The sequence below is a fragment of the Clostridium sp. genome, from assembly GCF_017888565.1.
In the GTDB taxonomy this organism is placed as follows: Bacteria; Bacillota; Clostridia; order Clostridiales; family Clostridiaceae; genus Clostridium.
The window spans coordinates 66,560-80,217 of record NZ_JAGHFX010000004.1; the positions used below are offsets into that span (position 1 = coordinate 66,560).

Genomic DNA, 13,658 nt, shown 5'->3' on the forward strand with positions numbered 1-13,658 from the left:
ATTAAATAACATATAGATATTTTATATTTCCTTAAATCTAAAAAAAGCACATAAACTCTCTAGAACAAACAATTTAGAGATTTTATGTGCTTTTATATTGTTATTTACAACAATATAATTATTTTTCTTTTATGTATAATATAACTATATGTAGGACATAGAATATAAAAAATTCGCATCTGATTGATTTTCTTAGTTATTATATCAAACTTCTATGAAAGTAAACCCCTATTTTTTAATGATTAATTATAATTAATTACTTTATCTAAATTCCCATCTAACTTACTCTATTTATCTTTTAATTCTACTAATTGTGATATTCTATGATTTATCGTAATAAAAATAGATAACGGTACAATCCAAAGAACCTTTATATACTTTGAATTTACCTCTTCTATAATACAAGCTACATCAACAGTTAAAACAAGTAATATTATCCAAGTAATCACTCTTCTCTTAGACGTTTCTGTAATCCATTTTAATTATTTTAAATTTAATTTAGGTAATAAAAAAATACATAAAGCCTCTGTCAAAATTAACAAAGGCTTTATGCACTATAACTTTTATAAGTTTAATATTAATGTTTATGTATTATATTCTTTCTAAGGCATCATTAAAATTATCTACATATTGAATTGATTCCGTCCACCCAGGTATTTCTTTTCCTAATCTCTTAAATTGAGATATAGTAACAACATTGCCTTGTGTAACTAAAAATCTGCTCTTAAAAGGAACTTCCATATATCTTTGTAATAAAGTTCCTAACATATTTGCTACTGCTGGACTTGACGGCTTTAATTCTGCCGCATCAATTACTAAAGCATAATCCTTTGATGGAAATGTCTTAGTAATAGCATCATAATCCTTTAAAAAAGATCCCCCATCTTCTTCACTAAAAAATCCTGAAGCTTGTGCATGAAAAACCTTCTTTATCTTGTCCACATTTAATTGATAATTTGAAGTTTTCCCTTGGTATTTTATCATAATTAACCCTCCTAAATTTTTTTATAAATTTACCAATATCACTGAAACATTGGTGTATTTATCTTTAGAATTTAAATAATAGTACAGTTACTACTGAGCCTGACCCCATAGATGCTAATGTAACATAGTCACCTTTTTTTATTTTTTCTGACTTCAATGCTCTATCAAGAGCTATTATAGGACTTGTAGTTCCAGTATAGCCGAATTCATCTCCAATATAAGTTGTCCTACCTTTATCTATATCTAACTTCTCTAATGTAAGTCTAGCATCAGGAATTGTAAATTGAGAAAAAATAAGATGATTAATATCATTTACCCTTATTCCATTATCTTCAGCAACTTCTTTAATTAGTTTTACCCAAACATCAGATATGAAACTTCCATCAAAAGGCTTCCATGACCATTTTTTATCATCCTCTTCTTTTATTCCATCTCTTATAATTTTTGAGTATCCAGCTTTAGGCATAAGTATATTATTACATTCTGATGCTTGAGCTAAATGCGTAGAATCAATAAATCCTCTCTTTTTATCTTCATCAACCTTTTCTAAGGCAACTGCAGCTGCTGCATCTCCAAAGTTTGAATATGATACTGAATCATTAGGACTTCCCACAGAACTAAATAGAATTCCACCCACAACTAGCGCTCTTTTAAATCTTTTATTAGTCATTAGTATTCTGCTTGCTTGATCTAATGCAGTTATCATACCTAGACAATTTGTATTTGTGTCATATGCCATTTGTATTTTAGCTTCTTGACCACCTAACATCTCTAGCACCTTGATTGCATTAGATGGTGATGTATATTCTGGTGTATCTGTTGCAAAAATAAGTAAATCTATATCATTGATATTTAATTTTGCATCTTTTAATGCATCTATACTTGCCTTGTTAGCCATTGTTATAACAGTTTCATTAGGATCATTAGAGATATATCTATACTCTCTTTCTAAATGCTTTAATAACCCTGCCACTTCGATTCCCATTTGATTAAAATGATTAATAAAATAATCATTATGTACTCTATGTGCAGGATGATATACTCCTGTACTTATAATATTAATATTTTGATGTCTCATAGATATCTCCCCTTACCGCTTAACTATTATGTATTTTTTAATATTAATAAATTATTACCCTATATATCATTACAATAACCTTCATATTTTTCATTATATATACATATTATAGTATAATATCCCAAATTACAACATTTTAATCAGAATTTTATTATGATTATAAATATTCTTATATATTATTTATTATAATTTGTAAAAAAAAGATAAGGATTATGCTTTCTAGTGATACATAATCCTTATCATTCTAATTGCCTTTTTTTTCAAAATCTAATACTATATATTTTCATTAAATATATAACACTAAATTAATAAACTATTAGAATCGTTTTTGATTAGCTAAAATATTTTGTTATGCTAAAATATTTATATATCAATCTTTCAACTTAGCATAAGTATATCTATTTTTCCCTGCACTTTTAGATTTATATAAATACTCATCTGATAATTTAATTGCATCAATTGGATTTTTGCTATGATTTGGATAAAAAGCTCCCCCAATACTGCATCCTACATTCATTGTTTTTCCTTGTATAATATATGGTTTATTTATTTCTTCAATTAATATATTTGCAAAGTTTATACTATCTTTTATAGGCTCATCTGAATTAGAATTTGTAATTACAATAAATTCATCCCCACCCATCCTTGCTACAAATACATCTTCCCTAGCATTGATATTGAGTCTTTTAGAAACTTCCTTTAACATCAAATCACCTGAATCATGTCCATATGTATCATTTATTAATTTAAATCCATCCAAGTCTAAATAATAAAATGTATAAATTGATTCTTCAGTTATTTCCTTTACTTTTATCTTTTCAAAATATCTTATAAGTGCTTCTCTGTTTGGTAAACCTGTTAATTGATCACGATGTGCTATTCCTTCCATCTCACCAAGAGCATTTTCAGTATTTATAAACTATCTATAAGGCTTCTTAATGATACTGAAAGTAATTCTATATCTTTTATTCCATGATATTCTGGTATTTCTACTTGCTCTCCTAACCTAAGTTTATCTGCTGATAAAACAATTTTCTTTAATGGTTTTGCTATAACTCCTGCAATAATCCATCCAATATAAGCAAATATAATAGCTAATACAACTCCTATTATAATAATAAAATTTCTAAGTTCTTCTACTGGTTTATAAGCTATACTTAATGGCTGACGCACTAAAATTGTCCATCCTAATCCCTTATAATCTTTATAACCATTTTCAGATGAATATCCAGTTAAATACTCCTTTCCATCTTGCCATGTCTCAACAATCCAATTACTTTCATTGCTTTTAGAATTATCAATACTCTCTAATTCAAGATTTTCTCCTAACATTCCATAAGGTCCAAGTAATACAGTATTGTCATTACTTATAATAAATAAATCTAGGTCATTCCTATACTTTAATGGGTTCATTATAGAATCTTTTATTTCATCTGCCCATTTCCAACTTAAGTGAGTAGCTAATATACATTGTAAATTTCCATTCTCATATTTTATAGGAATACTAATATCAACAAATTTCATTTCCTCACCTGTAGGATTAGAAAGCAAACTGGAAAGCAATACAGCTTCATGTACATCTCCTATAAAAGGTTTCTCTAAAGCTTGATTATATACCGGTCTTGTTGATATATTTTTATCTTCTAAAATTCCATCTGTAGCTATAACTACATTTCCTTCTGTATCTAAGACTCCTATCCATGCATATTCTGGAGCATTCTTTTGTAATTCTTCAATAAGATTTCTTATCTCAGTTATATTTTCTAAATTTCTAAAAGTATAAATCTTACTTAAAAGCGATACTTCTCCATACCTTGACCACATATAATGATCTAATTTATCAGCCATCTGATATGATACTTCAGAAAGTGTATTCCCAATTTGATTTTTATATCCTTCTGTACTTCTAACACTTATGGCAGATGTAATAACTACAATAAGAATTGTAATTATTATTGAAAAGCTTAGAGCAAATAGTGATCTTAAACTTATAGACTTCTTCATTCCACTCCCCACAAAATATGTATATAATTTCAAAATTAAACCATATTTATATTATCATGCATATTAATATGTAAACAATATCTATAAACTATATAAAACACTTAAAACTATATAAATTAATTTTCTTAGCACTTCTAAGCAATTTACTAAAAATCCATATACTATAAGATTCTTAAAATCACTTTCTTTTTTTGTAATTGTACAAATTTCTCTTTCAATATTATTAGAATTAAATTTTGTATTAATAACCTACACTAAAATAAAAAACTATTGCAAAGAAGTAAACTTCAATACAATAGTTCTTTATCTTATTTTATTTTATAATATATCTTTACCATGGGAGCTTTATTTCCCATAAAAAGTTATATGTTATTTCGTCAAATGATTTTTCTGATATATTTATACGCAATCTATTTTGAATGTCTTTTTCACTTTTGGTAATATCAAGAAGTATAATATAAGAATTAGTAGCTGACACTGGGTGATTATATACGTTATAAACTTTCCCTCCAATACGAGGTAAATATAAATCAGATTTTAAAACATCGTCTATATAAATTTTTGTGTATACTCCACAGTAATATACTTCATAATATATAAGTATCCCTTTATCAGCATCTAAATAACCTTTCCCAAAAAGCTGGCCTTTATCCATTGAACAAACAGTTTCAATATGAGGAAAATATGGTGCTATTAAATCATTTTCATTATCTACTGGATTTATATATAGATCATAACATACAAGATTTTTGATGTTTTGGATAGAAATATCCATATATTTTTTAATTTTACTTTTATCTGCTGCTCTATCTATGCTATAACCCGAGAGTATATTATCTTTAAAGCTTTTAACATTAAGCCAAAAAAATATTGGCAATCCCTCTGGAGTAACCTCTTTTAATGTTACAAATATCCACATACCAAGTCTACCACATTTATATATAGTTTTTATTAGAGATTCTTCATCCATAGTGTGATTCATTCCAAAATAGGAGAATTGAGGTTCACTTTGTACATATTCTTCTTCTGGTGAAATCGGGTTAGGTACCTGATGTGTTCTTTTGCAGATACTACTTGGATATATATACATGTATTTCTCTGCAATATACATAGAATCATATAGCATTTTGCCCCTTAAACCACCAGTTACTAAATCAGCTAAAGATGCTTTCTTTTCCCAAGGAACAAAACGTTTTTCCATCACAAAATCTATAGATACATATTTTTCAATAGCTTTTATGAATTCATCAAAGCCTTTTGTATTGGTTATATTTTCCAAATCCTTTTTAAAGGTATTATATACATCAAATAAACACTTCTTAAATGTAGTCCAATAAGTTGCAAATGCATTTGAAATAGCTGGAGGTATAGTTGCTCCATAGGTATTAATTATAGATGGTATATATCCTGCAAAAATGGCTATAGCTGCTTTTTTAGCTTTTTCTAAGCATCCATAAATATAATATTCCACAAGTTTTTTAAAATTAGATACATACTCTAATTGTATTTGCAGTGAATAAGGAGTATTTTTAATAAAAAGGCACATATTATACTTTTGTAGCTCTCCTATTGCTTTATTTTGGATATCCTGAAGTACTTGCTGAGGAGAATAGGATAAACTATCAAACTGTATTTGCTTTTTTAAATTATCTAAATTCGTGTCAAGTTTAATATCACTTGGTATATTTAGCATTGTTCCTATATCTTCTGGAATAGGAATTTCTTTAATTAATGATGGATTTATATTCATATCTTTTAGTGTTTTAGGAAGATCCAAATGTTTTTCTGCTATTACAGGTAAAAATTCTATTTCTTCTAAGCTTGGCCAGCTTCTTGGCCATGAAACATTGGGAATTTCATCATTAGCAAGCACCTTTAAATCGTTTTGGAATTTATTTCTAGCACCATTTAATGAATCCCAGAAATTTTTTCTGCTTCTTAATTCTATTAATTTTTCTTCAAGCTCTTTTAGTTCTTTTGTATGTTTAAGGCATTCATCATTTATTTCAGAGCCATAAGGTGCACATTCATTGCTATATAGAAGCCGCTTTTTTTCATCTATATCCTTTTCCAATTTTCTAATTTCTTCATTATTATTTCCAATCAATTTATTAAGCTCATCGTTGATTCTTTGGGCTGTTTTTTTTACTGAACTTTCAGTATTTTTAAACTCTTGTTTAATTTTATTCATACTTATTTTAAAAGATCTGTAGTATTGAGGATAATCATTTACTCTAGTTATATTGCATTGAGAAATTTTAAATTCTGGTATAAAAAACTCTTCTCCTATTGGAATAACTTTTTTTGTTTTTGCATAGTCTGGTATTGTAAATGTATCATCCTGCCTAAGATAAAGAGGTAAATTATAATTTTGGAGAATATAAGTACAGTAGGATTGTTGGTAATACCAAGGATAATTCTTAAAGTTATTCAATTTACCATACCTCTCTTTATATATTAATACTGGAAAAGCTACGATTAAAGAAGTTAGTGCTAATAAACTTCACTGATTGGCATTTTCTATTTATAATATTTAATTTGAAACCTATATATAAATATGAAAATGATAACATAAAGGTTACTGTATCATTTACTCAAGCATGTATTAAATATAAATGAAAATAATGCTACACTATGAGAGGTTTAACTGTCTATAGCTTCAAGTTTTCTTGAATATTCCCCACAAACTTATAATATGTGGCGTGTTTTATATACTAAATTATATAATAATCTTTATGTAACCACCTACTAAAAGATTAGTATTAAAATACAAAAAAACTATGCATCCAAAGGTACATAGTTTTTCTTGTAATTTATTTAGATTAGTTAGTTGCCTTATTTGATAACTTTTCTAAATCAGCAATAATGACTTTTACTAAATCTAATTTACCTTTAGCATAATCTTTTTCACTTAGTAAATCCATTCCAAGCTCTAGTGCTTTTTCTGTTTCTCTATATTCATTTAATAAATTATTAATTAATTCTTCTCTCATAACTCTTCTCTCCTTATAATAAAATTATTCAACAGTAACTGATTTTGCTAGGTTACGTGGCTTGTCTACGTCACAACCTTTTTGTTTAGCCATATAATATGATATTAATTGAAGTGGAACTACTGATAATACTGGTGTTAATAAAGAATTTGTATTTGGAATATAAATTACATCATTGCAAACTTCTTTTGCATCTTCGTCCCCTTCATTTGCTATTGCTAAAACTCTTGCCCCTCTTGTAACTACCTCTCTGATATTACTTATCATTTTGTCTCTTAATCTATTTTCTGTTAATAATGCTATTACTGGAGTTCCATTTTCTATTAATGCTATTGGACCATGCTTTAATTCTCCACCTGCATATGCTTCTGAATGGATATATGATATTTCTTTAAGTTTTAAAGAACCCTCTAAAGCAACAGCATAATCTAATCCTCTTCCTAAAAAGAAAAGATCTTTATCCATATAATTTTTAGATGCAAACTTTTGTAATTCATCTTTCTTAACTAATATTTGATTTACCTTTTCTGGTAAGTTCATTAACTCTTCTTTAAGCTCTTCTGCTATTTTATTATTAATTATACCCTTAACTTCTCCAAAGTATATTCCCAAAATATACATTGCTATTAATTGTGTTTCGTAAGCTTTTGTTGATGCAACAGCTATTTCTTGACCTGCCCAAGTATAAAGAACATGATGTGCTTCTCTTGAAGCTGAACTTCCAACAACATTTGTTATAGCAATAACTTTTGCTCCTATTTTCTTAGCATCTCTTAAAACTGCTAGAGTATCTGCTGTTTCTCCTGATTGGCTTACAACTATTAATAATGAATTTCCAGTTATTAATGGCTCTCTATATCTAAATTCTGATGCTATATCAACTTCAACTGGTATTTTAGCTAATCTTTCAATTATAGTTTTTCCAACTAATCCTGCATGGTAAGCTGTTCCACAAGCTACAATAAACACTCTATCAAAAGATTCTAATTCTTCTTTAGTGATATTTATATTATCTAATTGAACTTTTGAATCCTTTAAAACTCTTGAAGTTAAAGTATCTTTTATTGCCTTTGGCTGCTCATGAATTTCTTTTAGCATAAAATCTTCATATCCACCTTTTTCAGCAGCATCAACATCCCAAGTAACATGATATACTTCTTTATTTATAACTTCACCATCTTCTGTTTTAATTTCTATTCCATCTCTAGTCATTACTACAAACTCTTTATCTTCTAATAAATAAACTTCTCTTGTATGATTAAGAACTGCTGGTATATCTGAAGCTATAAAGTATTCACTTTCTCCAAGTCCGACTATTAATGGACTATCTTTTCTAACTGCAACTATTTTATCTGGTTCATCTTTGCAAATAACACCTATTGCATAGCTTCCTTCCATTTTTGAAGTTGCCTTTACTACAGCTTCAAATAAATCACCTTTATAATAATAATCTACTAAGTTTGGAATAACCTCTGTATCAGTTTCTGAGTAAAACTCATATCCCTTTGTCTTAAGCCATTCTTTTAACTTAATATAATTTTCTATTATTCCATTATGAACAACACTTATTGTTGCGTTTCCATTTGTATGAGGATGTGAATTTATATCTGATGGTTCTCCATGAGTTGCCCATCTAGTGTGTCCTATTCCCATACTTCCCTTTAAAGGACTCTGCTCTAAATCATCAGCTAAGTTTTTTAAACGTCCTTTAAACTTTCTAACTTTAATTTCTCCATCCTCTAATACAGCTACTCCTGCTGAGTCATATCCCCTGTATTCAAGCTTTGCTAATCCCTCAACTAATATTGGAGATGCTTCCTTTTTTCCTACGAATCCAACTATTCCGCACATGTTCTTTTCTTCCTTCCACTTATTTATATTATTGATTTTAAAATTAAGAAGCTATCATAACACCTTTAAATTTAAAATTTATAATGTAAAATATATCCATTTTAGAAACTCTTTATTTAGTTTCTTCTTTAACTTTACATTTTTAATTATTAATTTTAAATTGTGCGATAGCACCTTGAAGGCTTTAACACCAAGCTAATCTTGTCCTGCAAATCACTTCACAGTTTTATTAGCTGTTAACGGTAGTGTGCAATACCGTGGGGCACCCGCCGAAGTATCGATACTCCCCAACCTCGTCAGCTATTTACATTATTAAAAATAACAAATAGCTCTGGCGCTTTTATATTCTTCTATCCTCCTTTTAATTTTTATAATTTATCTTATGCACTTCAAATTAAAATCTACACTAATTCTAACATAATTTTTCTTAAAATCAACCATTTTAATTTAAATTTAATTATTTTAAGCTATTTTGTCAAATTAATTCTGTATACCTTCTATTATCTTTTGTTTACTCCTATTAATAACTATACATGTAGATGTCTAGACATATTTACAATGGACAATTGATAATTGATAGCTATGGAAAAAACTCAGCTTGAGCTGAGTTTTTATATTTATATACTTTAAAGCTTAATATTTTATAAATTATCTATTCTTACAAAAAAGATGTAGTTACTTTAGCTTTTTTTAAAGTAACTACATCTTTCTTAATTTCATTTTTATTATAAATATATATAATTCACTAGTATTTAATTTAAACTGCATCGTCCTCAATAAAACTACCTATTAATTTTAATTTTTCCTGTCTAGATAATTGCTTTATTGCATATTCTCTTTTCATTGCATCTTTTTTATCTTCAAATTTTTCAAAATATACTATTTCTACTGGCAATCTAGCTCTTGTATATTTAGCTCCCTTTCCACTATTATGAGCTTTTATTCTTTTTTCTAGAGAGGTTGTCCACCCTGTGTATAAGGTATTATCACTACATTTTAATATATAAACATAATTCATTTTATCACCTAGTCTAATCTTCATTATATTTTTAATAAGTAAATTATAACTCAATAAAAAGCTTTTATAAAAGTAATTTATAGCTTAATAAAAAGGTTATCTTAAACTATACTTTTTAAGATAACCTTTTATTCACTATCTACTTTAATGCATTTTCTATTCTATTTCTCATTTCTTCTACTTTATCTTTAGCTACATCTGTTTTTTGTCTTATTGCTGTATCATATTCATTAAATAGATTTTCCATGTCATCTACAGTACTTTTTATTGAAGCATCTTGAATCGTATTCCTTGCATTTGTAAGTTTCCCTTTAAACTCACTGCTATATTTATCCCAATCTTCAGTTTTTATATTTTCTATTCCGCCCTCAACTTTTCCTTTAAATTCTGTGTACAAATCGTTTATGGAAGTCCTACTATCATTTACTGATGCCCCTTGATTATTGGTGCCATTAGCATTCGGATTTGTATTATCTGACACACCAGTACCATTTGCACCATTGTTCATTCCATTATTCGCTTCATTATTTGCTCCATTATTTGGCCCATTATTTGTTCCGTTTGTACCATCAGTTACTCCTGTGCCTGAATTGTTTTTTGTTGATGGATCTTCTGCATTATTTGTTCCACAGGCTGCTAATCCTAAACTACAAGTTATTAACATTCCTATTAATAATTTTTTCATTTTATTTCCTCCTTTTTTCACCATATAATTTTTTTCTCTCTCTTAACCACATAATTATTTTCTCTCTTAATTTTTAAATTATACTTATTAGATAAGTATAATATTGATGGTCCCTCACAAGCTCTGTAAGCTCAAAGTTACCACAAATATGATACTTATATCATCTAAACTTATGTTAAAAAAGAAGGATCTATCTTAAAAGACAGGTCCTTCTTTAAAATTAAAAATTATTTATGTAATTTTACACAAATTGATAAAATAATTTAGTTTATTTCAAATTTCTTAAATAACATTTTCATTTTTTAAAATACATTTAAAATAACTCCAACTAATATAGTTAATGCATAAGTAACATTCATCATAACAAAATTTTTTACTGCTAATATAAAAGTATCTTTTTTAGTTTGAATTTTATTGAATTTATTTATATTTTCTCTTATTAATTTTAACACTAATAATGTTACTATTGAAACTATTGGTAATACTCTAAGTAATACTCCAACTACTATAGCTATAAATCCAATATAGTATAACCATTTAAATACCTTTAAGGCATTTTCTTTTCCAATATATATTGGAAGTGTGTATCTTTTATTTTCTATATCTTCATCTATGTCGCAAATATTGTTTGCAAGCATTATATTTGAAATTCCTAGTATAACAGGTAAACTTACAATAAATATGTACACTAATTCAACTATATTGAAATTAATGCTTATATTACTTAAATTATTGAAGTTAATTGATAATATTCTTGAATCAAAAATATGTATATATATAGTTAAAAATGTTATTATAAAACCCATTGCAAGGCCTGAGAATATTTCTCCAAACGGTGTCCTTGATATTGGTATTGGACCAAATGAATATGTAATTCCTATAACAAATGAAACTGCGCCTATGAATAGAACTATTATATTTGTATTTTTAACTAATAATAAGCCTAAAGCTGCTGCTAATATAAGCATAAAATAAATCGTCATCCTAACTACTCTTGGATTTAAATTATAATTAACTATAGCATTATGAGTTTCATATCCATATCCTTCTTTTTTGATTGCTTTTGCATAATCCATATAATTATTAATTGCTGTAGTAGTCATATCAAATATTATCATTGATAAAAACATTATTGTTGCATTTTTTATATTAAAATTATCATATCTGTATAAAGCATAAAAAGTCCCTAATAAAAATGGAATTACACTTGCTACTTTAGTTTGCATTTCTACTAATCTTAAAAAGCTTCCTATTCCCAAAATAAACTCTCCCTTCAAAATATTTCATTACTTATTTTATTACTTATTTATAAAATAGCAAAGTGAAAATATGTAAGTTTACTAATTTTATAAATTTGCTTAAAATTAGAATAAACTAATATATTTTCACTTGAAGATTAAAATAAAAAGTAGAGAAAGGCACTTTTATTATTTTTATAAATAAGTTCTCTAATATAAAAGTATAAGTTTTCTCTACTGATTCACTTTCATTTATTTAATTTTTAATTTAAAAATGCTTGTGCTTCTATTTTAACTGATTCTTGACTTTCTATATTCTCTTCATCATATTCTGAATGCTTATAAAAATAATCTGCCATTTGGAATCTTTTAACCCTAGAAATACTTAGTTCTTCAGCTAAATCATCTAAAAATCTTACTTCAGACATCTCATATTCAGCATCTGCTAATGCAACTCTAGTTAATTCAAAAAATACTATGTTTATTATTCTCTCTCCAGCATTCTTTATGATATTAATTGTTTCTTCATGGCTAACTTCTTCTAAATCAAAGTTTTCCATATTCATTTCTTTTAAGGCTCTCTCAATTAATTCCTTCTCTTTTTCTTCTACTTTATCATCTACTAATGCAAATTCTACAAGTAAGTTGATATAGGCAGTACCTAACTCTCTACTAAGTTCATTCAAAAACATACCCAATCCTCCTTTGTTTTTCCTTATTTTATTATATCATATATTAAATGTGTATAAAATAAAGTTGTTATGGACAAACCATAACAACTTTGTAAACTTTTTTAATCTAACTTCTTAGTATCTATCCAACTCATCATTTCTCTCAATTCTTGACCTACTTTTTCAATTGGATGTTCTGCTTCCATTCTTCTTCTTGCATTAAACATAGGTCTTCCAACTTGATTTTCTAATAACCAATTCTTTGCAAAAGTTCCATCTTGGATTTCTGATAATACCTTTTTCATTTCCTTCTTTGTTTCTTCAGTTACTATTCTATTACCTACCATATAGTCACCATATTCAGCAGTATCTGATATAGAATATCTCATCATGCTCATTCCGCCTTGATATAGTAAATCTACAATTAACTTCATTTCATGTAGGCACTCAAAATATGCATTTTCAGGAGCATATCCTGCTTCTACTAAAGTTTCAAATCCTGCTTTTATAAGTGCTGTACAACCTCCACAAAGAACTGCTTGCTCTCCAAATAAATCTGTTTCTGTTTCATCTTTAAATGTAGTTTCTAAAACACCTGCTCTAGCTCCACCTACTCCATTTGAATAAGCTAAAGCTAAATCTCTAGCATTTCCTGTTGGATTTTGATATACAGCTATTAAACATGGGACCCCTGAACCTTCTGTATAAGTTCTTCTTACCATATGTCCAGGTCCCTTAGGTGCACACATAAATACATCTACATTTTCTGGTGGAACTATTTGTCCATAATGAATGTTAAATCCATGAGCAAATACTAATGCATTTCCTTCTTCTAAATATGGAGCTATTTCTGATTTATATACCTTTGCTTGTTTTTCATCTGGTAATAATATAACTACTACATCTGCAACCTTTGCAGCCTCTGCAACTGTTGCTACTTGTAATCCTGCATTTTCAGCTCTTTCCCAAGACTTGCTTCCATCATAAAGTCCAACAACAACATCTACTCCACTTTCATGTAAATTTAATGCATGAGCATGTCCTTGACTACCATATCCAACTATAGCAACCTTTTTCCCCTTTAATAATTCTAAATTTGTGTCCTTTTCATAATACATTTTTGCCATTTTTCTAAC

The 13,658-nt window shown here is 27.6% G+C and carries 13 protein-coding genes; all 13 read right to left on the minus strand.

The annotated features are described in order from the left end of the window. Positions 1 to 287: 287 nt before the first annotated feature. Positions 288 to 449 carry a hypothetical protein gene (locus J7M87_RS00560; protein ID WP_291647636.1) on the minus strand — a complete coding sequence of 54 codons (162 nt, stop codon included), beginning with the start codon at positions 447 to 449 and terminating at the stop codon, positions 288 to 290. A gap of 142 nt (positions 450 to 591) precedes the next feature. After that, a complete protein-coding gene (locus tag J7M87_RS00565) occupies positions 592 to 984 on the minus strand; it encodes a hypothetical protein (protein WP_291647638.1) in 393 nt (130 codons plus the stop codon). A gap of 64 nt (positions 985 to 1,048) precedes the next feature. After that, entirely contained in the window at positions 1,049 to 2,062 is a 1,014-nt protein-coding gene (locus tag J7M87_RS00570) for a ketoacyl-ACP synthase III (RefSeq protein ID WP_291647640.1), read from the minus strand. Between the two features lie 370 nt (positions 2,063 to 2,432). Next, a complete protein-coding gene (locus J7M87_RS00575) occupies positions 2,433 to 2,951 on the minus strand; it encodes a GGDEF domain-containing protein (protein WP_291647642.1) in 519 nt (172 codons plus the stop codon). A gap of 23 nt (positions 2,952 to 2,974) precedes the next feature. Next, positions 2,975 to 4,066 carry a cache domain-containing protein gene (locus tag J7M87_RS00580; RefSeq protein WP_291647644.1) on the minus strand — a complete coding sequence of 364 codons (1,092 nt, stop codon included), beginning with the start codon at positions 4,064 to 4,066 and terminating at the stop codon, positions 2,975 to 2,977. 331 nt (positions 4,067 to 4,397) lie between these two features. After that, on the minus strand, positions 4,398 to 6,500 hold the full coding sequence (locus J7M87_RS00585) for a hypothetical protein (RefSeq protein ID WP_291647646.1): 2,103 nt from the start codon (positions 6,498 to 6,500) through the stop codon (positions 4,398 to 4,400). Between the two features lie 388 nt (positions 6,501 to 6,888). Continuing rightward, positions 6,889 to 7,059 (minus strand): hypothetical protein, encoded by a 171-nt coding sequence (locus tag J7M87_RS00590; RefSeq protein WP_291647648.1) that lies wholly within the window; start codon positions 7,057 to 7,059, stop codon positions 6,889 to 6,891. Positions 7,060 to 7,083: 24 nt separating this feature from the next. After that, positions 7,084 to 8,910 (minus strand): glutamine--fructose-6-phosphate transaminase (isomerizing), encoded by a 1,827-nt coding sequence (gene glmS, locus J7M87_RS00595; protein WP_291647649.1) that lies wholly within the window; start codon positions 8,908 to 8,910, stop codon positions 7,084 to 7,086. A 757-nt stretch (positions 8,911 to 9,667) separates the two neighbouring features. Further along, complete coding sequence (locus tag J7M87_RS00600) at positions 9,668 to 9,928, minus strand: GIY-YIG nuclease family protein (RefSeq protein WP_287598081.1); 261 nt, start codon at positions 9,926 to 9,928, stop codon at positions 9,668 to 9,670. 139 nt (positions 9,929 to 10,067) lie between these two features. After that, entirely contained in the window at positions 10,068 to 10,613 is a 546-nt protein-coding gene (locus J7M87_RS00605) for a hypothetical protein (protein WP_291647655.1), read from the minus strand. 302 nt (positions 10,614 to 10,915) lie between these two features. Beyond that, a complete protein-coding gene (gene menA, locus J7M87_RS00610; RefSeq protein WP_291647657.1) occupies positions 10,916 to 11,872 on the minus strand; it encodes a 1,4-dihydroxy-2-naphthoate polyprenyltransferase in 957 nt (318 codons plus the stop codon). A 242-nt stretch (positions 11,873 to 12,114) separates the two neighbouring features. Next, entirely contained in the window at positions 12,115 to 12,543 is a 429-nt protein-coding gene (locus tag J7M87_RS00615; RefSeq protein ID WP_291647659.1) for a hypothetical protein, read from the minus strand. Positions 12,544 to 12,644: 101 nt separating this feature from the next. Beyond that, the gene (gene ilvC, locus J7M87_RS00620) at positions 12,645 to 13,649 is read right to left on the minus strand and encodes a ketol-acid reductoisomerase (RefSeq protein ID WP_291647661.1); all 1,005 of its coding nucleotides are present in this window, start codon (positions 13,647 to 13,649) and stop codon (positions 12,645 to 12,647) included. Positions 13,650 to 13,658 lie beyond the last annotated feature (9 nt).

Bases quoted from the DNA above. Each gene is read 5' to 3' on its own strand.
- J7M87_RS00565 (WP_291647638.1), bottom strand. From the start codon at position 984: ATGATAAAATACCAAGGGAAAACTTCAAATTATCAATTAAATGTGGAC.
- J7M87_RS00570 (WP_291647640.1), bottom strand. From the start codon at position 2,062: ATGAGACATCAAAATATTAATATTATAAGTACAGGAGTATATCATCCT.
- J7M87_RS00575 (WP_291647642.1), bottom strand. From the start codon at position 2,951: ATGGAAGGAATAGCACATCGTGATCAATTAACAGGTTTACCAAACAGA.
- J7M87_RS00580 (WP_291647644.1), bottom strand. From the start codon at position 4,066: ATGAAGAAGTCTATAAGTTTAAGATCACTATTTGCTCTAAGCTTTTCA.
- J7M87_RS00590 (WP_291647648.1), bottom strand. From the start codon at position 7,059: ATGAGAGAAGAATTAATTAATAATTTATTAAATGAATATAGAGAAACA.
- glmS (WP_291647649.1), bottom strand. From the start codon at position 8,910: ATGTGCGGAATAGTTGGATTCGTAGGAAAAAAGGAAGCATCTCCAATA.
- J7M87_RS00600 (WP_287598081.1), bottom strand. From the start codon at position 9,928: ATGAATTATGTTTATATATTAAAATGTAGTGATAATACCTTATACACA.
- J7M87_RS00605 (WP_291647655.1), bottom strand. From the start codon at position 10,613: ATGAAAAAATTATTAATAGGAATGTTAATAACTTGTAGTTTAGGATTA.
- J7M87_RS00615 (WP_291647659.1), bottom strand. From the start codon at position 12,543: ATGTTTTTGAATGAACTTAGTAGAGAGTTAGGTACTGCCTATATCAAC.
- ilvC (WP_291647661.1), bottom strand. From the start codon at position 13,649: ATGGCAAAAATGTATTATGAAAAGGACACAAATTTAGAATTATTAAAG.